The following is a 21,986-nucleotide window of genomic DNA, read 5'->3' on the forward strand; positions in this document are numbered from 1 at the left end:
CGTTACTTTTTCGTTCATGTCTATTTGTTAATTTATTATAGTTATGAACTTTTTAAAAAGCAAGCCTATTTTTCTTCACTATTTTTAAGAATATGAATTATTATATTTTAAAATAACAAATTATCTAATAGAGATTTATACCCTTGCACATATATTTATTACATAAAAACTAACAATATTTGTATTAAAGTGTAACGCTAAAACGTTTATAGCGTTACACTTTAACACTATATTTAAAAAGTAATTTTTAATACAATCTTTCCCTATAACTTTCTTCTAAAGAACGAGCAACATCTTCTTCTGAAGCATTCACTTTCGCATGCTCCAGCAACATTTTTGCTGCTGAAGGTAACTCTTTTTTATTTAACCAAGATTCTGGATCCCACATCTTAGAACGAATAAAAGCTTTTGCACAATGAATATAACACTCTTCTATTTCAACAACAATTCCAAGCAACGGATTACGTCCATTCGCCTGCATTTCTTTCAAAACTTCTTCGTCGTTTGTAATATACGCTCGACCATTTATTCGAAGCGTCTCCCCAAGACCTGGAATAAAAAAGATTAATCCTACACGTGGATTTGAAATAATATTCAAAATGGAGTCTATACGACGATTGCCCGGTCTTTCTGGAATGATAATTTTATTATTATTTAATACGTATACAAATCCAGGTTCATCTCCTCTCGGCGAAGCATCACACTCTCCTAATTTATTTGCAGTAGATAATACTAGAAAAGGAGATTTAGACAGAAAATCTACGCAATGGTGGTCTAATGATGAAATAACTTTCTTTAACGCTCGCTCACTTGGTTGCCCCAATATTTTCCGTAACTCTTCCTCTGTTGAAATAATTGATTTTATTTCCGCACGCTCTATCCCCACTTATAACCACTCCTTTTTCTTTATTTTCCCAAAATTCAATACAAATATTGTATAATGAAATTTGCAGAAAGGGGAATTAAAATGACAGAGTGGTTAACAATATTTGATCCTGAAAGAAATACACTTGGGAAGAAATTACGTGATGAAGTGCATCGTGACGGTGATTGGCACGAAACATTTCATTGTTGGTTTGTAGAAAAAGATACTGAAGATATGTTCTTATATTTCCAATTACGCTCTAAAAATAAAAAAGAAGCTCCATGTATATGGGATATTACTTCAGCTGGACATATTATGCATGATGAAGATGTACAAATTGGTGGCCTCCGTGAAATCGAAGAAGAATTGGGGCTTTCCTTTCAAACTACTGATTTAATATACAAAGGCATCTTTAAGATAGATTATGAAATTTCAAATCTTACTGATCGTGAATTTTGTCATATGTATTTTCACAATGTTATCAATCCACTTCCATTCGCACCAGGTGAAGAAGTAGACGATGTGATGAAAGTACATGCAACTTCTTTTCTACAACTATTAAAAAGAGAAATTTCATCTTTAAAGACTATTTCAGTCTTAAACAATACACCGATTACGATAACATTTGAAGATATTTATCCGTATGATTTTGCATACTATGAATTTGTTATAGAGCAAGGAAAAGAAGTATTAAAAAATAATAGTTTATAAATAAAATAGGACTCTCAGCATCATATTGCGTGGAGTCCTATTTTTCATTATTGCTCAAGTATTTTTAATCTACTCTCTACTTGTATAAATAAACGCATAATTAATAACAGCATAACCACCATAAGCGCTATCATTGTATGTGGATATCTAAACAGTATACTAATAACACTCCCAATTAACATCATGATGAATCCATTTTGCTTCATCACTTCTGCACTATACCTATTACCCACATCCCATAATTCCTTATTTTTCATAGATCGTTTCGTACGATAACCATATGCCGCATTAATATCTGTCGGTGGGTTTTTTTGAAGGATAAGTGCCGCAAGTATAAATATAATTCCAATCAATATGCTTATTCCTATGTTTACTAGTGCATAAATCAATTATGTCCCTCCTAACTTACACTTTCATCATACGGCATAACCCTGTTTTTTCCAATTCGTAACACATTCACTTTCTTTCTTTTGATGTCTGAAACATACTTGGAAGTGTTACAAAACGTGCCCCTTTCGTTTTTAACTGCGGAATGATTTTGTCTAGTGCATCTACAGATCCTTGTAAATGCCCACCTGGTGTTGAATGCTGGAGGATGACACTTCCAGGAAATGAATTCCCTAACACATTATTTGTAATCGTATCAGCGCTTACACCTTTCCAATCAACCGTATCAACACTCCACTGTACAATCATAAAATTTTGCTCTGTCGCCCATTTTAATTGATTTTCAAGTATTTCACCGTATGGCGGACGTATAAACTTCGGTGCATAACCAGCTAAACGATTTAATATTTCTTCCGTTTTTATTATTTGATTACGGTACTCAACCTCATCTACTTTTGCTAAATTCGGATGACTATACGTATGATTACCAATTACATGCCCTTCATTTGCAATACGCTTTACTACGTTTGGATACTTTTCTGCGTTTTCACCAAGCAGGAAGAAAGTCGCTTTCACATTATGTTGTTTTAACTTATCTAATATTTTTGGCGTAAAGACTAAATCTGGCCCATCATCAAATGTAAGGGCTACTTCTGCTTTATTGTAAGGACCTGAAAATGCATACGCATATTTTTCGACCCACGAAAATGGTGTCCATGATCCACGCTCATACGCTTTCATTGGTACTTCATAATTTTGAGGGGTATATACGTAAGGTAATGAGCTTTTATAGTCTCCATAATAAAATGAGTTATATGGCATATAAGCATACGAAACATCTCGTTCTAGTCCCCATTGATATGGAATGAACATTTCTGGCGAATAAAAATAATACATGATAAAAACCTCCCTAAATTTTCATATGTGATTCATCTGCACTTTGTTAGAGAAATTGTTATCCATAAGCAAAAATAAGACTGTCCGTTAACAGGACAGTCCTACTGCTTCATATTATTAATAAATCGATGTACTATCTCTTGGCAAAGCTTTCACATGTTTTAAATAGTTCGTCACTTTATCATCATCATCTTGCGGATATTGATATCCATATGTGTTAGCAATTTCATTCGCCACTTCTCTAAATAAATCACCCATGACAAAGAATGAGCCCCATATATTTTCGTATTCTGCATTAGAAAATGTCTTTTTAAATTGCTTCCACATATCTTCTTCAACATATTGCTCGAAATACTTTCCAAACTTACCTGTATTAACTGTAAAATCTGTTTTCATACCAACATGCCATTCTAGCATTACGATGAACATATCTCGCACAGGGCCATCGAACATTCCTTTCACATAAGAAAGTTCCTCGCGCCATAACCCTTTCCCTACATTTGTACTGCACCACCAAAATTCATTACAGCAATCTAAAAACTCTTTTTCTGTAGGCTTTTTTACTAAATAATCTTTATCGCTTGCTGGTGGGAATTCTTCCAGACAATTATCTTTATCAAGAAGCAGTTTACTTAAACTATCTTGTCCAACGAACATATTTATCAAATCAAATGGAACGAGCGTTAAATCAATTCGATTTCCATCCATAAATTGCATTAAATATGGAAATTTCCCGTCTTCGTCCGCTGGAATTAATGACATTTCTTCTGGCATTTGTACAATCATTATTTCTCCAAATCTACGTATCCACTTATGATTAGACGTAAAAGATTGTATATCATGTACAACATACATAATATCGTAGTCTTGAAAACAATCTATCTTCACATTTGAATTTACACGTGATCCATTCATAATGACAGCTCGGATTCTTTCATCCTCTTTTGCTGTATTTATAATTAAGTCTAACATTTCTTTTTCAGTTCTCATCTATTCCTAACCTCCAATTTTTATATAAACTTATATTTCCAAGTATGTTGGAGGTCCACGAGCTAGCTGCGTTGTACACGATACATGTTATAACTTTTGAAATTTCTTTTTCATCCCATTTACCTCCTCACATCACTCTTTTACAACTGCCATGACAAACCCATCGTATCCTTTACTTCCTACAGTTTGAAGCGCAGTAGCACTTACACGTGGCTCTGCAGCTATTAATTCATAGAAGCGACGTATCCCTTGTACGCGAGGATCGTTACTCGTATTGTCAATAACTTCTCCTTCACGTACTACGTTATCACCAATAATTACAGTTCCAGGGCGTGATAGTTTCAGTGCCCATTCAAAATAGGTAGGGTTATTTTGTTTATCAGCATCTATGAAAATAAAATCAAATGGCTCATACTTCTCATTTTCAATTTGTTGTAAAGAATCTAGCGCTAATCCTACTCTTATTTCTATTCTATCTTTCAAATTAGCACGTTCAATATTGTTACGTGCAATTTCAGCATGTTTTTCACTTGCTTCCAATGTAACAACTCGACCTCCAGATGGCAATGCTCTAGCAAGCCATATCGTGCTATATCCACCTAGCGTGCCAATTTCTAAAACATTACGAGCTCCTTGAATTTGTACTAATAGTTGTAAAAACTTCCCTTGCGTTGGTGATACATCATGTGCTGGCAAATTAGCTGCAGTATTAGTTTGAAGAACCCCTTCTAATGTAGAATCTTTCGGTATTAATACATCACTCATATATTGATCAACAGCCGTCCATTTCTCAATTGTACTCATGTAAATACCATCCCTTTCAATTTTTCAATGCTTTCTACCATTCACTTTTGATTATACCGAAAATTCTGTCTCAAATACAAAAAATAAAGAAGGGATACCTATCCCATTACAGAATAGATATCCCTTCTTTATTTTTATTCAATTTGTCCCTTATGGATTAGTAGACCAAAGTCCAGCTGATTTAATAAATGTACGTTTATTTAATTTCAGCTGCGCTACGATAAACTCCGCAATATCTTCTGCTTGCATTACTTTATCAGGATTTCCGTCAGTCAATCCTAAATCAACAGCCATGTCTGTTGCTACTGTACTTGGTGTTAAAGCCGTTACACGAATGTTATGCTTACGGACTTCCATCGCTAACGATTCTGTTAAACCAAGAACACCAAATTTAGAAGCACTATATGCACTTGTTACAGGTGCACCTTTTTGTCCTGCTGTAGATGAAATGTTAATGATATCACCAGATTGTTGTTCAATCATACTTGGTAAAGCTGCACGAGTTGCATAGTATACACCCATTAAGTTTACTTGAATGATTTTTTCCCAATCAGCAACGTCTAGTTCTAAAAACTTACCGAACTTAGAAATACCAGCGTTATTAATTAAAATATCGATAGATCCTAAACCATTTTTTAACGTTTCGATTGCAGTTGTTACCTCTTCGTATGAAGATACATCAGCAGTTGCAATAACAGCTTTTACGCCTTCTGCTTCTACTTCTTTCGCTACTGCTTTTAAGTTTTCTTCTGAACGAGCTAATAGGCCTACATTTACGCCTTCTTTCGCTAATGCGATTGCTACAGCACGACCAATCCCTCTACCTGCTCCTGTAATTAAAGCATTTTTACCTTGTAATAATTCTGCCAAGTATAACACTCCTTAATCTTCTCAGTTGTTTATTATATTAAAAGTGTATCTATGTTTATGCAAAAAGGCAATGATGCACTTTCATGTGCGTAGGTTACTTATAGGTAACTATAGAAAATTACTATTAATTCATTGCACGTATTTTTCCTTATTCATGCAAAATAAAGACACCCTCCTCATAAGAGAGTGTCTACGTATGAAATAAAAAATGGTTCTTTATCACTACACTATTTTTCTTCATAATTAGGAATACGCACAATAAATTCAGTACCATTTCCTTCTTCACTCTCCACTTTTATCTCTCCTTGATGAAGGTCGAGTACTTTCTTTACAATAGCTAAACCTAAGCCACTTCCTCCATAAGCACGATTTCGTGAAGAATCCGCTTTATAAAAACGCTCAAAAATATGTTGTTTCTGTTCTTCTGATATACCAATTCCTGAATCACGGATGCGCACTTCCACTACTGTCTCATGTTCCTTTAACTGAATAGTAATCGTACCACCGCTTGGAGTAAATTTAATACTATTATGAATGAAATTAATCCACACTTGACTCATACTTTCTTGGTCAGCAATAACATGTACTTTTTCTAAATCTAGTTCTAACTCAATTTCTTTTTCAGCCCAGAGTGGTTCACTATTTAACACAATTTGCTTTAACTGTTGATCTAATCGATAAGTCACTCTTTCCGGTACATACTCTTCTGATTCTAAAAGAGTTAGCTTCAATAAGTTTTGACTTAGTTTAGATAATCTCGTTGTTTCAGTTTCAATAATAGTAAGATAATGCTTTCTTTTTTCCTCAGAAAGATTATCGTCTTGTAGTGCTCTAGCAAACCCTTTTATAGAAGTTAATGGTGACTGTATTTCATGAGAAACATTCGATACAAATTCTTGTCTCATTTTCTCCATCGCATTCAGTTCATCTGTCATATCATTTATACTTTTTACGAGCACACCAATTTCTCCATCATACTTTTCTTCATTTCGTATTTTGACGGAGAAGTCTCCTTTTGCAATTTTTTGTATCGGTTCAATAATAGTCCAAATCATCGCCTCTCGTTTTGGTCTCATTAATATTCCAATCAATGTCCAAATTAGAATAATAAATACAAAACCGACCATATCACTAATTAGAAAGGCAACAAACGGCGATACGTTTACGTCAAGAGCATTCAATATACTAGTTGCTACATAAAATGCGATAGACCAAATGATAGTAAGAAAAGAAAAGAGCGCTAATACCGCTCCAAATACTTTCAGCATCTTCAACTTACTCATTCGTTTTCTTTTTCTCATTTACTTACCTCTAAGCGATACCCTAATCCTCTTATTGTTTTAATACTAAAATTCGACTGTTCTTCTTGAAACTTCTCACGTAACCGATTAATATGAACGTCTAGTGTACGTTCATTCCCTTCAAAGTCATATCCCCATATTTCTTCAATTAATTGCTCTCTCGAACAAGTTCTTCCCGATTTAGACCCTAAAGTAAAGAGCAGCTCAAATTCTTTTAACGGTAACGTAACCGTTTGTGCTCCAGCTGTAACTTCAAATGTTTTACGATTTAATAATACATTTCCAACTTGAATCGATTGTGAGACTGTAATTTGGTAACGTTTCAATAATGCCTTTACTCTCACTACTAGTTCTATAGGATCAAAGGGTTTTACAAGATAATCATCTGTTCCAAGGTGAAATCCTTTTACTTTTTGTGATGTTTCCCCTTTGGCAGTTAGCATCAGAATCGGGAAATCATAGTATTTTCTTAATTCAAAACATACATCAAATCCATCCATATTCGGCATCATAATATCAAGAATAACCATATCGACTTTTACTTCGTCTATTTTCTGAAGTGCATCTATTCCATCAATTGCCTCATACGTTTGAAAACCTTCTCGTTCTAAAAATACAGAAACGAGTTCTCTAATGTGCGGATCGTCGTCTACTATTAAAATTTTAGGTATCAAAGGAACCATCCCCTTTCTACTCATCTTATTATATATTTTTTAAAAATGAATCATCAGTGGAGTAAAATCCCCACTAATGATTCATTTTATAATGCGCCCTCTTTAATTTTCAATTGTTGCGTTGCAAATTCACGATACATGTCATGTGTACGTAATAATTCATCATGTGTACCGCTTCCTGTAAGATTCCCTTTCTCAATAAAGATAATTTTATCTGCATCTACAACCGTAGAAAGCCTATGTGCAATCACTAACGTTGTTCGGCCTTTCATTAAGTTATTTAACGCTTTTTGAACGACAGACTCAGATTTACTATCTAAACTTGAAGTTGCCTCATCCAGCATAAGAATCTGCGGATTTCGAAGTAGTGCTCGAGCAATCGCAATTCGCTGTCTTTGTCCTCCAGAAAGCTTTACACCGCGCTCTCCAACTTCTGTTGCATAACCGTTTGGTAAGTCATGGATAAATGCGTCAACATATGCCATCGCTGCTACTTTTTCAATTTCTTCATCTGTTACTTCACCCTCAACACCGTAACAAATATTATCACGAATCGTTCCATCGATTAACGGACTATCTTGTGATACGTAACCGATTTGACGTCTCCATGACTGTAATGAATAACTCGTAATTGATTCTTTTCCTAATTTAATGGCACCACTAGTTGGCTCATAAAAACGTTCCAGTAATGAGAATAACGTTGTTTTCCCACTACCACTCGGTCCTACAATCGCTGTCACTTTTCCAGATTCAATTGTGAAATCAATATTTTTTAAAACTTGCTCTTCTTCGTTATACTCAAAATATACATTTTCAAGAACAATCGGTTGCTTAGCATTTGTCACTTTCACACCAGTTTCATGATCTTCTACTTCATATTCTAAAATCGCACTAATTCTTTCCGTTGCACCAATTGCCTTTTGAAATTGTGTGAAGAACATAGATAATTGACTCATCGGCATTACAATTTGAACTAAATACAAAATAAACGCTACAAGTTCACCAGTTGTTAATGCACCGCTAGAAACTCGCATTCCGCCATATCCTACGATAATAACAAGTAATGCCATTAAAACAAACGACATAACTGGCGAAATTAATGCTTGCACCTTTCCTTCTTTCAAACCAAATTGTAATAATTTTTGTATACCTGTATTACCTGTTTCATATTCTCTTTTTTCTGTATTTGAAGATTTCACTAAACGAATTTCCGATAACACTTGCGTTAACACACTTGTAAAAGATGCTGTTTCATCTTGAAGCGCTTTTGAAATCTTATACATTTTTCTTCCGAGTGGAACTAAAATTAATACAGACAACGGAATAACTGTTAAAAGTAACGCAGTCATTTTCCAATCTAAAACAAACAATACAATTAACGATCCAACAATTGAAATACCACCTGTTAATAAGTTTGACAAATGCTCAGAAATTAACGTTTTCACAACACCTGTATCATTCGTCATACGGCTAATGGTATCGCCTGTTCTATTTTGATCGTAATAAGATACCGGCAAGATAAGTACCTTTTTCCACAAACGTTCCCTTAGTCCCGCTACAATCTTCTGACCAATATAATTTAGTAAATATATAGACAATCCTGCTGCAATAGTTTGCATTACAAAGAAAGCAACTAGCCCAACAATTTGCCCTGCACTAATTGAAGAAAGCGAAAAATTATCTACTAATCCTTTTGTTAACATAGGAATAAATAAACTCGCTCCCGTAGAAAGCAAACTCATTAATAACGCAAAAACTAGAATTCCTTTCGGAGGTTTTGTATCTTGAATAAGGCGTAAAAACTGCCTCCAACTCCCTTTTTTCTTCATTTCATTTCTAACTTCCATTCCTGTTCATCTCCTCGTGTTAAACCAAACTGTTCTTTCTAAAATTAGAATACGATACAAATGTAAACTGAATGTAAACACACTTTTTCTATTTTTACAAAATATACATACAAACTCATCTTTACAACAGATATAAACATCTGATATTATTACCTGGTACTTAATATTATTCTATGTGAATTATAGATAACTAATTTAAAACACGATATAAATCTCCAGTTATTGAAAGGAGTATCCTTTTTGCAAACAAATATACATTCCGAAAAGGAAACAATCATTTTTATTCATGGCCTAGTTGGCAATCGTCGCGCCTTTAAAAAAGAGCAAAAACGATTTTCTGCCTCCTACAACATTATAACTTATGACTTATTAGGTCACGGTGACGATAAAGGAGAAGCAATCGACTTTTCATTACAGCGCCTCGTAGATCAATTATTGAACTTATATGAACAAGAAGGTATTAAAAAGGCTCATATTTGTGCTCTAAGCTATGGGTGTTACATCTCTACAATTTTTGCACAAATGCATCCAGAAAAAGTGTTAAGTATTTGTCATATTGGTGGACATTACAATAACCCTTCTCGTTTATATAACGTATTTCAAAAGTTTTGGGAGAAGCGAGGAGATGAATACTCTAAATGGCTCTCTCAATATGCAAATACTATTTTTCCGAGCGGTATATTAAAAGCGAATCCGTTCGCAGTCATTTCAAGAAACATTTATTACCGTTTCGGATTACAATTACATTCATCAATTATTGCCCAATCATTACGACATCGATTAGAATTTGATTTAAAATCTAAATTAAAATCACTTCCTCACCCTATATTATGGGTAATGGGCGAGCATGATCATCTCTATAAATCTTGTCTATTCGATTTAAAATCTATTTTACCTAATGTTCTATATGAGGAAATACCTTTAGCAGGACATGCAGCGAACTTATTTCGCCCTAACTATTTCCATGACTTATATGATCGATTTTTAAATGGAAAGTTAAAATAAAGACTATTAAACTTCCAATTTATTCAAATAAAAAGGCTTCCCAAGTTTCCCTGGAAAGCCTTTTCTCTATTCAAAAAGTATATAAACTACTTTTTCTTAGTATGCTTTTGTGTAACCTAAAATGTGCTTGCTCCAGTAAGAGTTACTTACAGAACTAATACGTACACCAGTTGCATCTGTTTCTGCACTAATGAACTGACCGTTTCCTAAGTAAACACCCATGTGAGAAGGACCTGATTTATAAGTATTTTGGAAGTATACTAAATCACCTGGTTGTGGATTACTAGTTTTTGTTTTAGAGCTCCAGTATCCAGCAACTGTTTGACGAGCGCCTTTATGACCAGTTTGATTTAATACGTAGTGAATGAATCCACTGCAGTCAAAACCAGCAGGTGTTGTACCAGCAGTTCTGTATGGTGAACCATTTAAAGATCTAGCGAATCCAGCGATTGAAGATGTATCTCCACCTGTTGTTGGTTTTTGTACGTCTTTACCTGGTTGTTGAACGTTATTTGTAACGTTATTGTTATTGTTATTGTTATTTGTAACGTTGTTTACTCCGCCTTTTACAAACTTAACGAAGTCTGCACTTACGTAACCTGTGCGGCCGTTATGGTTAATTTTGTACCAGCCATTTTCAGCGCCAGTAACGTTTAATACTTTACCATTTGTTACTCCACCGATTACAGCGTTGTATGTAGCTGGGCCTGTACGTACTTTTAAAGCACCAGTGTTAACAACATAAGAACCACCAGTTTGAACTGTTGTATTATTGTTGTTTGTAGTTGGTTGTTGTGTTTCGTTAGATACAGCAGAACCACCTTTTGTTACGAAGTCTTTGCTTACGTATCCAGTTCCACCATTGAAGTTGATTTTAAACCAATCTTGTACTTCACCTACAACTTGTACTGTTTTACCTTTATTTACAGAACCTAATACTGTATGAGATGTACTTGGGCCTGTACGTACGTTAAGTGAAGAAACGTTTACTGTGTAAGTACCTGTTCCTTGTTGAACAGTCGTTCCTGTTTTGCCACCAGTCGTTACGAAGTCACTACTTACATAACCTGTTTGACCATTTACGTTTACTTTGAACCAACCGTTTTCTTGTCCAACTACTTGTAGCACTTGGCCTGCTTTTACTTTAGAAATAACGTTATTTCCTGTACCAGCACCTGAACGAACATTCAATACATCAGCAGTTACTGTGTATTTTAATTCAGAAGTTGTTTCTACAGTTTTTGTTTCAGTTACAGTCGTTTGAGTTTGAGTTTGTCCATTGATTTCTTTTAGCGCTTCATTTGAAACTTGTGCATGAGCAGAATCCATTCCTGGAACTGCAACGCCAGCTACAGAAGCTGCTGCTAAACCTGCAATTACTTTTTTCATAAGTTGTCTTTACTTCCTTTCCCTACTATCCTCTTAAAAAAACTTAAAACTTTAATACTTTACAATATTATCAAAGTAAAATATTCATCCAGTTCCATTTTTTAGCAAGAGTTTTATTTTTCACACGTAGTTCATTTTAAATGAATGAAGTGAAATCCGTGTGAACTTCATGTGAACTTTACCATTAAACATAGTGTTTTTGCAATGATTTTTTCAAATTTCTTATATATCGCATAAAAATTCGACATTCTATTTAATATTTCAATATAAAATATCCCTTTTCTATCTACTATAAAAAATTCTATTAACCTAATACAAACTAAAATATGTATTTCCTTATAAAGCTGCTTACATGAAGCATACTTTCATCATGACAAAAATCACTCTATTTATCAATAGTATAATATTTTTAGAAAACTAATTTTCTATACTGTCTACAATTTTGAAATAATTTGACGAATTGTAAGATTTATTTCATAAAAGGCATTCTACTTTTAAAAAAACACATACTGTACCAACTGTTCTCTTTTTCCGGTAATGGAATTTATAGGATACTTATAGTATTATATACATATCCTAATAAAATGGAATTTCAGCGAACTGATATTTTTTCATTCCCTTATATTTAACCAGCAGGGCTTTTATCCATCCCAAATGATCATTAGCCCTCACCACTTGGGTTACCCATTAATACAGAATTTTATTGGGATAAAAAGAGGAGGCATATTTGTGAGACATATAATAGATGACCCTATACAAAAAAATATAGAGCTGTACTATGCTTTTATTCAATTCGTTTCAATGATAACATTGCGAAAAGTATCAGCTATTGAAACACGTAAAAATGTATTAAAAAATCAGATGAAAAATGCCGGACAAAAAAACCCTTATTACTTATAAAAAAGGTGAACAGGTTATATTCCTGTTCACCTTTTATCAAATTATTTATAAATTTTCACACGGTTTTCTAACGGTTGGAATTCTTTTTCGCCAGCATGTACTACCGGTTTACCAAATGGCATTTGCGCAGTGAGTTTCCAATTCTCTGGAACATCCCACTCTTTTCTCACTTCTTCATCAATTAGCGGATTGTAATGCTGTAACGTAGCACCAAATCCTTCAATTTCTAAAGCTGTCCAAATTGCAAATTGCAACATTCCTGATGATTGCTGAGACCAAGTCGGGAAATTATCTTTATATAATGCAAAGTTTGCTTGAAGCCCTTCCACTACTTCACTGTCTTCAAAGTATAAAACCGTTCCATAACCACTTTTAAATGCATTCATTTTTTCTTCAGTAGGTGCAAAGTTATTTTCAGGTACAATTTTTCGTAACGTTTCTTTCGTAATATCCCATAATTTATCGTGTTGTTCTCCTAATAAAACAACAACACGAGCACTTTGAGAATTAAAAGCTGAAGGTGTATGTTTTACAGCATGATAAATCACTTCTTGAATTTTCTCATCAGAAACTACTTGCTCTTTACTAATTGCATAAATAGATCTTCTGTCTTCAATTGCTGAGTAAAAATCTTTTGCCATCATAATTCCCTCCAATTTTCATATGAGGCTATTTCATATGTATACATCATATTACGACCCCTCAAACTTATTATTAATAAGTTCATAACTTTATAATATCATAGCAACAAATAAAGTGAAACTTTAATCAGTGGGGGTTTTGTTCATCCCCACTGATTATCAGCCCTCACCAATCGGACTTTTACGGGCAGCCCGGCAAATAGCGGGACAAACTCAAATGATAACACTTATATTTAGAATCTTTTTCCTTTTAAAAGTTAAAATAAAAAGACTGTTTATTGTTATCTAAAATTAGTAACAACAAACAGTCTTACTTATGTAGCGATCTAAACTGATATTTTACTTAATTAACTAATCCAAATGCATACGACATTAACTTATTCGTCTCTGTAAAACGTTTTGTTTTACTTGAGGTCCCCATGACTACTGTAATAATTCTATTATCACCTTGCTTTGCAGTCCCAGTAAAACAGTATCCTGCACTATCTGTAAATCCAGTCTTTAGTCCGTCCATTCCTTCTATATATAAACTTTTATTATTTTGGTTTAACATGTCGTTTGTGCTGATAACATTAATATTATTAAATGCTAGCTGACTTTGACGTAAGTGAGTCACTTCTAATATTTCCGGATAATCTTTTATAAGATGATACGCCAATTGTGCTACATCAGCAGCCGTCATTTTTGTTTCACTTCCATCTGGCTCTTGTAATCCAGAAGCATTTGCAAATTTAGCATGTTCCGACATTTTTAACTGTTTCGCTTTTTCATCCATAAGCTGAACGAAACCTTTCTCCGTTTTTGCCATATGTTCCGCTAAAGCTACAGCCGAATTATTAGCCGATTCAATCATTAATGCATGATATAAATCTTTAACAGTTAATGTATCATTAACTTGTACTGGGATTCTTGCTCCCTCTGTTTGTGCCGCCTTCGCACTCATTTTCACTGGATCTTCCCAGCGAACTTTCCCGTTATGTATACTCTCTAGTAGAAGATACGCTGTCATCATCTTAGACATACTAGCCGGTGCAAAAGCTTCATTTTCATTATATTGATAAATAATATCTCCATCACTCGCATCGATAATCATAGCTGCTTTTGCATTAATTTCTGGTGGGATGTACTTTGGCGGGACTACTTTTTCAGTAAATCCTGCTTTAGGTAGTTCTGCCACTTGCAGAGGTTGTCCCTCTACATTTGCTACACTCTTTTGAGTTCCTTGGAATAAGAACCAACAGATTCCTAAAATAATGACTAATAGGGCTGTCATCATTCCCCATTTTAACCGATTCATTTCAAAACTCCTTTAGCAAACCTTTTATACGCTCACATTTAACCTTAACAACAATTCCTTTATACAGTCAAGGTAAAAAGTATATTTATTCATATACAGTAATTATTATTTTAATTTGTTTATGTTACACTTACAATACTGAAATGTAAGAATATTCAATGATAAATTCTCGTAAATAAACTATTTAATAGAAGGGATTCATACAAATGCTACTTCCAAAACCATTGAAATACGGAGACACAATTGGGATTTACTCACCTTCTTCGCCAGTAACTTACACTTCTCCAAAAAGGTTCGAACGAGCAAAATCTTACTTACAACAGAAAGGGTTTCATATATTAGAAGGTTCATTAACAGGTCGATATGATTTTTATCGTTCTGGTAGTATACAAGAACGTGCTGAGGAACTAAATGTCTTGATAAGAAATCCTAATATTTCTTGTATTATGTCAACAATTGGTGGGATGAATTCAAATTCAATATTACCTTATATTGATTATGATGCCTTTCTAAATAACCCCAAAATAATGGTTGGCTATTCAGATGCAACTGCTTTATTACTAGGAATTTATGCAAAAACAGGAATCCCTACATTTTATGGGCCAGCTCTCGTCCCTTCCTTTGGTGAATTTGAACCTTTTGTTAATTGCACATACAAATATTTTGCAGAAACTTTACTACATGATCAATCTCTTCCTTATCATATAAAACAACCATTATTTTGGTCAGATGAATTTATTAATTGGGAAGAAAAGACGAAGGAGAAAGAACTTCGTCCAAACAATTGGATTTCAGTAATTGATGGAAAAGCTACTGGGCGTATTATTGGCGGGAATTTAAACACGATACAAGGGATTTGGTCTAGCCCCTATATGCCACATATTCAGGAAGGCGATATTCTCTTTATTGAGGACAGTTCAAAAGATGCAGCTACTATTGAAAGAAGCTTTTCATTCCTTAAAATTAACGGTGTATTTGATAAAGTTTCAGGTATCATTCTTGGAAAACATGAGCAATTTGATGATTGTGGTACAAATCGAAAACCTTTTGAAATACTGTTAGAAGTACTTCAAAATCAAAGAATTCCTTTTCTAGCTGACTTCGATTGTTGCCATACACATCCAATGATCACCATACCTATAGGTGTTCAAGTAGAGATGGATGTAACAAATCAAACGATACATATTGTAGAACCTTGGAAAAAATGAATGCATGGCTTCTATTGTTTTACAATAAAAGCCATGATACTATATAATTTGGAATGTGAAAGATTAAACAAAATACGCTTCAATATCTATCATAAAAAAACAAATATAAATAGATATTTATATGTAAAAGAGAGTGAATAAATGAAACCAACTATTAAAAATTACGTATTTTTACATGTAGCTTTTTTGATATATTCTATCATTATGGTTTACATGAAATGGGCAGCTCAATTTCCTATTGCTTCAATCTCATTTTTTATTGCTTATCTCGGACTAGTTATACTTTTATTCGGGTATGCAATTTTATGGCAACAAGTAATTAAACATTTCGAAATATCAAAAGCATATTCACATCGCGGGATTATTATATTATGGTCAATGCTTTGGTCAGTATTCTTATTTGGGGATACGATTCAGTGGAATCATTTACTTGGTGCAGCTATTATTATCGTCGGAATTGTGGTGGTGACAAAAGATGAATAGTTATATGCTATTGTTTATTTTCGGGATAATTTTAGCAAATTACTCACAAATATTATTAAAAAAAGCTACTTTACAACAATACGATTCTAGAATAAAAGAATATGTGAATCCTTATGTTATTATCGGTTACTCTTTATTTGTACTTAATGCTGGATTAAATGTAATCGCCATGAAGGGCATGGAATTAAAACAAGCTTCAGCATTAGAATCCTTAAGTTATATCATCATATTAATTTTCGGTTGGTATTTCCTAGGGGAAAAAATAACGAAACGTAAACTCATCGGCAACATGATTATTATCGTTGGTGTAATCGTTTATTGTATCCAATAACAAAGAGCTCCGTTTATAACAAACGGAGCTTTTTATTATTGACCTAAATTTTGCACCTTATCTTTCAAATCACGAACTTGATCTATCGTCTGCATAAGCTCTGAGTTTTTAAATTGCTCTACGTCCATTTTCCCTTCCTCTATCTTTTTCATAGACGTATCAATTAACGAATTTAGCTTTTCATTATATCCAACGATTTGTTGATGAAGATCCTTCGCTACATCTGGTGGCGTTAATTCATTGAAAGCTGGTATATCTTGTTTAATTTCATTCAGCTTCGTTTCTAATTCTTTTCGAGCTTCCCCATCGTTAATAGCTTTCTCAGCTAATGCTGGTGCTTCATTTGCAAATACGCTTATTTCATTTACATAATCTGTCGCCTTTTGAGCATAATCTATGGAGTTCTTTCCTTCCTCCACTATTGAACATCCCATTAAACCAATTGAAACTATAAATACTAATAAAATTGATTTTATTTTCATTTTAGACTCCCTTCGTCTTTATAATTGTCTGTAATTTTCTCTATCATAACCTCTAGCTAAATTGCTTACAACCTTTTTTCAAATAGCTATTTATACTCTTACATGCCCTATTATCGTTACAACATCTATTTCTATATGTACACTAATAATATCTTCAATTATATCCATATATCCTTGTCCTATAGCTGTTCCATAGTGTAATGTAATCCCCTTCTTTTCATACACTGACTTTGGCACTGAAAAAATAAATCTCCTCAAGTTTCTTTCATCAGCTGGTTCCATAATTAAAACAATCCCATCCTCATCAAACATATACGCTCGCCCTCCAACTTTACATTCACTATGGCTCAGTATTGCCTTGGTCAGCAAAATTTAAAACATAATAAGTTAAGTTACACTCTGCCCTAGCATAAAGTGAAACTTTAATCAGCCCCCACCTAACTTCTTTGCTTTCGCTGAATTTTGAGGTGAGGTCTTACTGCCCGGCAAATAGCGGGATAAAAATAAAAAGCATTCATTCTTTTTTATTAAGAATGAATGCTTTTTAAAAAATCAATTTCCAACTCTAGCATCTTTTTTTGACGTGGTTTTACTTTCCTTACGGGAATTCCAGCGTAAATATACCAATCATCTAAACTCTCTTTTACCATACTCATCGCGCCGACTGCCGTGCCTTCTCCTACAGTTACATTTGGAAAAACAATAGAATCAGCACCAATAATCACATGTTTTTGTAAAATAACTTTTTCTGTTTTCACATTCCTATATTGATTCGGGACGGTTGGCCCTATTAATGTATTTCCACTGAAATCATCAAGGACTGCATATACGATTGTTTTAGCTGAGATGTTTACAAAGTCATGCATTTCAATCCCAACTTCCCCTCCATATAACGCTGTATAAGCTGATATATGTGAATAACTTCCAATTGTGATGTTGCCACTTAAAATGCAAAAATCATCAATTCTTATATTATTGCCAACTGATATAGCACCTGGATTATATATACTTGCTTTTTTACTAATCAATACATTTTTTCCAACGGATAAAAATCCAATTTTCTTCAGTTCTTCTTGACTATAAAAACTATTCATTTGCCGACACCACCTTCTGCCCTAAACCGATTACAATTTGTTCTACTATTTCTTTCGTCATCCCTTCCCATAGAGGTAAACTTACGATTCGTTTTGCTATTTTATTCGTTTTTGTTAAATCTGTAGACTTATAGTTTCTAAAAAGAACTTGTTGGTGGCAAGATGGTGAAAAGTATAATCTAGCTTCTATTTTCTGTTTTTTCAGTTCTTCTATTACTTGTATGTTGCACGCTTCTTCCGGACAAAGAATAGGCATAAATTGTTGAATCACTGCTTCTGTCTTTTGGACTTGCCACCCTTTTTTCATTAACCCAGTACTTTGTAACAATTGTTTATACCATTCAGAAATACGGGTGCGTTCTTTTAATTTTTGATCCCATTTTTTTATAGTCGCTACCCCAATAGCTGCTGCGTATTCAGACATTTTACAATTAAACCCCATCATCGTGCATTCACGATTTTTATCAAATCCGAAATTCCCCATTCTTTTAATACGTTGTATATCTTCTTCGTTTTTACTATATATGAGCCCTCCTTCACCAATTCCGAAAGGCTTTGTTGCATGAAAGCTATATACGATCATTCCACTAAAATCCTGACCGTAATGCATCCCACCATTCATTAATCCAAATCCCGGTGCCGCATCTACGACAACCGGAACGCCCTTCTTCTCTAATTCTTCATATTCTTCTAAGTTCATCCATGATCCAAAAGTTGCGTACGGGACTACAATCGCAACCTCTTCTTTTAATTCTTCAATCTTATCCAAAAGTACTGTTTTATCCATATACCAATCATCTATTGAAATATCGATAAAGTAAGGTTCCAATCCACACCAAATAGCCGCTAAGGCAGTCGCAGGGAATGTAAAACTAGGCATAAGAGCATATTTTCCTTTTCTTCTTTTCTTTAATTGAATAGCCGCCATTAACCCTAACGTTGCGTTTGCTACTGTTGTAACAGCTCCCCTGTTCTGAAAAAATTCCGACATAATTGTTTCCACAAAACGTTGATTTATAGGTCCATAATTCGTATATATGTGAGATGTATCAATTTCCTTCAATTCGTCCAAATACTCAATTACTGGTACCGTTGAAGCACGTAAAAAAGGAATATTCTCCATACCTATCTATTCCTTCCTATCATTTTCGGACAATATAGAGCATATCTGTTTCAGATAATCCAAATTTCCTAGCACTTTTCATTCCTTGTTTTTCCGCTATGTTATATAATTCTACCTTAAATCCTGCATTCATTAATCGTTGAATAAATCCCGATTGATTATAAATTCTCACATGATCTTCTTGACCAAAAGCTAATTTCCTCAGTTGTGGTGTTACAATTAATTCATTCTCTATAATAAAATCTACATTCATTACGATTGGTACTTGAATAATCCCCCACCCATTCGGCTTTAAAACTCTATATAACTCTCGTATTGCTTTGTCATCATCAAGGACGTGTTCTAATACATGGCTACATAAAATGACATCAAAAGTATTACTATCATATGTAATTCTTGTAACATCAATTTCCTTCATTAACGGATCCTTTGGTTCTAAGTCACCACATACATATGTAATATTTTTATACTGGTTAAACCAATCTCTTAACTTCGCTTCAGGTGCAATATGAAGCATAGTATATTTTCTACTTAACAAGTCCGTTTCCGTTTCAATATACGTACGATACAATCTTTCACGATCCATCGAATTACAAACTGGACATATCCCTGTATCTTTATTCCACATCTCAAATTTATATTTCGGAAAATCATATTGTGCTGGCCAAGGTGAAAATTTTTCGAATTGTTGATTGCAATATTGGCAATAACAAGATTCTTTCTCAAACATATGAGCAACTAATTTGTTTAACCCTTTTTTTATCTTTTCATTATAAATTTGATCTAGTTCACCATTTCTTACTGCATCCTTAACTATCAATCCCGCATTTTCTAAACAATAAGATAAACTCTCTTTATACTCACTTTCAGAACTTAAAAATCCACTATTATATGCATCTATAATTAATTCAATCCACTCTTCAATTGTCATTAACATGAAATGCATTTGTTTTTGATTTTGTCCACTATGTTGTCTAAAATAACTAAGAGGTTCTTGTATATAAACTACTTTCCCTTTTCTCATCATATCTATCCAAGTTGCAATGTCATTAATAGCAGAATAAGCCTTTCCTTTAAAATACCCAAACTTCCCTTCAAACAAATCCCGATTAAACAAAACAGTTGTCGGTTCTCCAACTATATTTTTTAAGTTTTTTAACATATAATTCCCTAATTCTTTTCCTTCAAAAAGTGTAGTTTCTTTCGCAATTTTCATATTCAATGTTGAGGGTGGTAATATTTCTCCATTCTCATCAATCAGTTCACGATATGACGTCACAAATGAAATATTTTCTAACGCCAAAAAGTATTTCATCATTCTCTCAATCTTTTCATGATGAAATACGTCATCATCTAATAAAAAGTTTATATAATCCCCATTCGCAAGTTCTATACACTTATTAAAGTTTTCAGCAACTAACGGCGTTTCATTTTTAACATATGTAATACACTCATATTCACGTAAGTACAGTTGAATCATAGCATTGACTTCATTATTTGTACTGTCGTCAGAAATAATAATTTCTATATTTTCATATGTTTGATTCAGAGCACTGTTGAGCGCTAATTCCAAGTAATAAGGTCTATTGTACGCAGGAATAAGTATACTTACTTTCGGTAAAGAAGAATTATTATTTATATGCTGTTTTTTCTTTTCTATGTTTATTTTCTTTCCCCTAATTTTTTGATAATAGTCTAATGTATATAATATGGATGATGGAACTATCCTTCTTGCATAATCTAGAAAATTAGTTATCGCTTTGTCTAACTCTTTTTCGGTGGATAAGAAACCATATTTTTCTCCTGCTATAATACTATGTGAAAAATCTTCTAACCCATCCATCATTTTATTAGATTCATTTAACTGTTGATCCGGATGTAATCGAAAATAACTAAGTGTCTCCGCTATATATACTGCTTTTCCTTCACTTAATAAAGATAACCATGAAGCTATATCTACGTTACATAAATACCGCCTCTTATCAAAAGTCCCATACGGTTCTTGTAAATCATTTTTACGAAATAAAACTGTCGTCGGTTCCCCAATATAATTTTTTTGATCCACAATTACCCTATTTCCTAATTCTGTTCCCTCTATAATCGTATCCTCTTCAAATAAACGGATGGTTGAATAAATATGTCGCAGTTCTTTCCCTTTATCATCAATTACTTGACGATGAGATGTTACAAGCTTAATTTCATTATCTAGATCATTGAAAAAATACTGCATCATTTTTTCAATTTTATTCACATGAAATATATCGTCATCCATTAAAAAATTTATATACTCACCGTTCGCTTCATGAAATAACATTAACGCATTTTCAAATTGTCCGAGAGTTGACCTGTTTTTTATATAAATAATATTTGAATGATCACATAAGTATTTTTGCAACACCTTTTCTGTTTCGTCATTCGTACTATCATCTCCAACTATAATTTCTATATTAAGGTACGTTTGTTCTAACACACTACATAAAGCCTTTTCAAAATAGCGAGGACGATTATACGTAGGAATTAATACACTTACCAGTGGAAGTTGTTCTACCACCTCTTCAGTTCTTTCAATACGAGTTCCCATTTTACTCTCTCACCTCTTCGTATATTATTTATATACGCGACACAAAAATTACATTATTTTAACTGTATGGAGCCTATATACTTTTATGCAAACATGAAACAAAATA

23 protein-coding genes are annotated in these 21,986 nt (G+C 33.5%); 6 read left to right on the plus strand and 17 right to left on the minus strand.

Translation table 11 applies throughout. The annotated features are described in order from the left end of the window. Positions 1-247 precede the first annotated feature (247 nt). Positions 248-886 (minus strand): pyridoxamine 5'-phosphate oxidase family protein, encoded by a 639-nt coding sequence (locus tag COK05_RS13945; protein ID WP_098613042.1) that lies wholly within the window; start codon positions 884-886, stop codon positions 248-250. Between the two features lie 81 nt (positions 887-967). Here COK05_RS13945 and COK05_RS13950 point away from each other — a divergent pair, with 81 nt between their 5' ends. Further along, positions 968-1,576, plus strand: coding sequence for an NUDIX hydrolase (locus COK05_RS13950; RefSeq protein WP_098613043.1), 609 nt, complete (start codon positions 968-970; stop codon positions 1,574-1,576). 47 nt (positions 1,577-1,623) lie between these two features. On the opposite strand, the gene COK05_RS13955 is transcribed toward COK05_RS13950, so the two are convergent. From COK05_RS13955 to COK05_RS13990, 8 genes are all read right to left on the minus strand, one after another. Then, positions 1,624-1,965, minus strand: a complete 342-nt coding sequence (locus tag COK05_RS13955; protein ID WP_098613044.1) for an SdpI family protein — start codon at positions 1,963-1,965, stop codon at positions 1,624-1,626. Between the two features lie 67 nt (positions 1,966-2,032). Further along, positions 2,033-2,860, minus strand: coding sequence for a peptidoglycan-N-acetylglucosamine deacetylase (locus tag COK05_RS13960; protein WP_098613045.1), 828 nt, complete (start codon positions 2,858-2,860; stop codon positions 2,033-2,035). A 117-nt stretch (positions 2,861-2,977) separates the two neighbouring features. Continuing rightward, positions 2,978-3,850 (minus strand): aminoglycoside 6-adenylyltransferase, encoded by an 873-nt coding sequence (locus tag COK05_RS13965; RefSeq protein ID WP_098613046.1) that lies wholly within the window; start codon positions 3,848-3,850, stop codon positions 2,978-2,980. A 132-nt stretch (positions 3,851-3,982) separates the two neighbouring features. After that, positions 3,983-4,654 carry an O-methyltransferase gene (locus tag COK05_RS13970; RefSeq protein ID WP_098613047.1) on the minus strand — a complete coding sequence of 224 codons (672 nt, stop codon included), beginning with the start codon at positions 4,652-4,654 and terminating at the stop codon, positions 3,983-3,985. A gap of 150 nt (positions 4,655-4,804) precedes the next feature. Then, a complete protein-coding gene (locus COK05_RS13975; RefSeq protein ID WP_000818985.1) occupies positions 4,805-5,524 on the minus strand; it encodes a 3-ketoacyl-ACP reductase in 720 nt (239 codons plus the stop codon). 227 nt (positions 5,525-5,751) lie between these two features. Next, entirely contained in the window at positions 5,752-6,825 is a 1,074-nt protein-coding gene (hitS, locus tag COK05_RS13980; RefSeq protein WP_141539092.1) for an envelope stress sensor histidine kinase HitS, read from the minus strand. Next, positions 6,822-7,499 (minus strand): envelope stress response regulator transcription factor HitR, encoded by a 678-nt coding sequence (gene hitR, locus COK05_RS13985; RefSeq protein ID WP_141539093.1) that lies wholly within the window; start codon positions 7,497-7,499, stop codon positions 6,822-6,824. The genes hitS and hitR overlap by 4 nt, the downstream gene beginning before the upstream one ends. An 86-nt stretch (positions 7,500-7,585) precedes the next feature. Beyond that, entirely contained in the window at positions 7,586-9,346 is a 1,761-nt protein-coding gene (locus tag COK05_RS13990) for an ABC transporter ATP-binding protein (protein WP_098613049.1), read from the minus strand. A gap of 240 nt (positions 9,347-9,586) precedes the next feature. Between COK05_RS13990 and COK05_RS13995 the strand changes: the two genes are divergently transcribed. After that, positions 9,587-10,351 (plus strand): alpha/beta fold hydrolase, encoded by a 765-nt coding sequence (locus tag COK05_RS13995; RefSeq protein WP_098613050.1) that lies wholly within the window; start codon positions 9,587-9,589, stop codon positions 10,349-10,351. 96 nt (positions 10,352-10,447) lie between these two features. On the opposite strand, the gene entFM is transcribed toward COK05_RS13995, so the two are convergent. Continuing rightward, on the minus strand, positions 10,448-11,740 hold the full coding sequence (entFM, locus tag COK05_RS14000) for an enterotoxin EntFM (RefSeq protein ID WP_098613051.1): 1,293 nt from the start codon (positions 11,738-11,740) through the stop codon (positions 10,448-10,450). A 729-nt stretch (positions 11,741-12,469) separates the two neighbouring features. Here entFM and COK05_RS14005 point away from each other — a divergent pair. Beyond that, positions 12,470-12,640 carry a DNA mismatch repair protein MutT gene (locus tag COK05_RS14005; RefSeq protein WP_098613052.1) on the plus strand — a complete coding sequence of 57 codons (171 nt, stop codon included), beginning with the start codon at positions 12,470-12,472 and terminating at the stop codon, positions 12,638-12,640. Positions 12,641-12,681: 41 nt separating this feature from the next. On the opposite strand, the gene COK05_RS14010 is transcribed toward COK05_RS14005, so the two are convergent. Both COK05_RS14010 and COK05_RS14015 read right to left on the minus strand, forming a co-directional pair. Continuing rightward, positions 12,682-13,284 (minus strand): nitroreductase family protein, encoded by a 603-nt coding sequence (locus tag COK05_RS14010; protein ID WP_176539441.1) that lies wholly within the window; start codon positions 13,282-13,284, stop codon positions 12,682-12,684. A 340-nt stretch (positions 13,285-13,624) separates the two neighbouring features. After that, positions 13,625-14,578, minus strand: coding sequence for a D-alanyl-D-alanine carboxypeptidase family protein (locus COK05_RS14015; protein ID WP_098613053.1), 954 nt, complete (start codon positions 14,576-14,578; stop codon positions 13,625-13,627). Positions 14,579-14,784: 206 nt separating this feature from the next. Here COK05_RS14015 and COK05_RS14020 point away from each other — a divergent pair, with 206 nt between their 5' ends. From COK05_RS14020 to COK05_RS14030, 3 genes are all read left to right on the plus strand, one after another. Continuing rightward, positions 14,785-15,786: a S66 family peptidase gene (locus COK05_RS14020; RefSeq protein WP_098613054.1), complete on the plus strand. Its 1,002-nt coding sequence runs from the start codon at positions 14,785-14,787 to the stop codon at positions 15,784-15,786. A gap of 141 nt (positions 15,787-15,927) precedes the next feature. Then, positions 15,928-16,269, plus strand: coding sequence for an EamA family transporter (locus COK05_RS14025; RefSeq protein ID WP_098613055.1), 342 nt, complete (start codon positions 15,928-15,930; stop codon positions 16,267-16,269). Continuing rightward, a complete protein-coding gene (locus tag COK05_RS14030) occupies positions 16,262-16,600 on the plus strand; it encodes an EamA family transporter (RefSeq protein WP_001089874.1) in 339 nt (112 codons plus the stop codon). Before COK05_RS14025 ends, COK05_RS14030 begins: the two co-directional genes overlap by 8 nt. A 35-nt stretch (positions 16,601-16,635) precedes the next feature. Here the strand turns inward: COK05_RS14030 and COK05_RS14035 are convergent, their stop codons facing one another. From COK05_RS14035 to COK05_RS14055, 5 genes are all read right to left on the minus strand, one after another. Then, positions 16,636-17,082, minus strand: a complete 447-nt coding sequence (locus COK05_RS14035; protein WP_098613056.1) for a DUF6376 family protein — start codon at positions 17,080-17,082, stop codon at positions 16,636-16,638. Between the two features lie 90 nt (positions 17,083-17,172). After that, positions 17,173-17,394, minus strand: a complete 222-nt coding sequence (locus COK05_RS14040) for a hypothetical protein (RefSeq protein ID WP_141539094.1) — start codon at positions 17,392-17,394, stop codon at positions 17,173-17,175. Between the two features lie 215 nt (positions 17,395-17,609). Next, on the minus strand, positions 17,610-18,176 hold the full coding sequence (locus tag COK05_RS14045) for an acyltransferase (protein ID WP_098613058.1): 567 nt from the start codon (positions 18,174-18,176) through the stop codon (positions 17,610-17,612). Beyond that, entirely contained in the window at positions 18,169-19,299 is a 1,131-nt protein-coding gene (locus tag COK05_RS14050) for an aminotransferase class I/II-fold pyridoxal phosphate-dependent enzyme (protein ID WP_098613059.1), read from the minus strand. The genes COK05_RS14045 and COK05_RS14050 overlap by 8 nt, the downstream gene beginning before the upstream one ends. 19 nt (positions 19,300-19,318) lie before the next feature. Further along, positions 19,319-21,880, minus strand: coding sequence for a glycosyltransferase (locus tag COK05_RS14055; protein ID WP_098613060.1), 2,562 nt, complete (start codon positions 21,878-21,880; stop codon positions 19,319-19,321). Positions 21,881-21,986 lie beyond the last annotated feature (106 nt).

It is taken from the genome of Bacillus cereus (genome assembly GCF_002567495.1).
GTDB classification, from domain to species: Bacteria; Bacillota; Bacilli; order Bacillales; family Bacillaceae_G; genus Bacillus_A; species Bacillus_A cereus_AQ.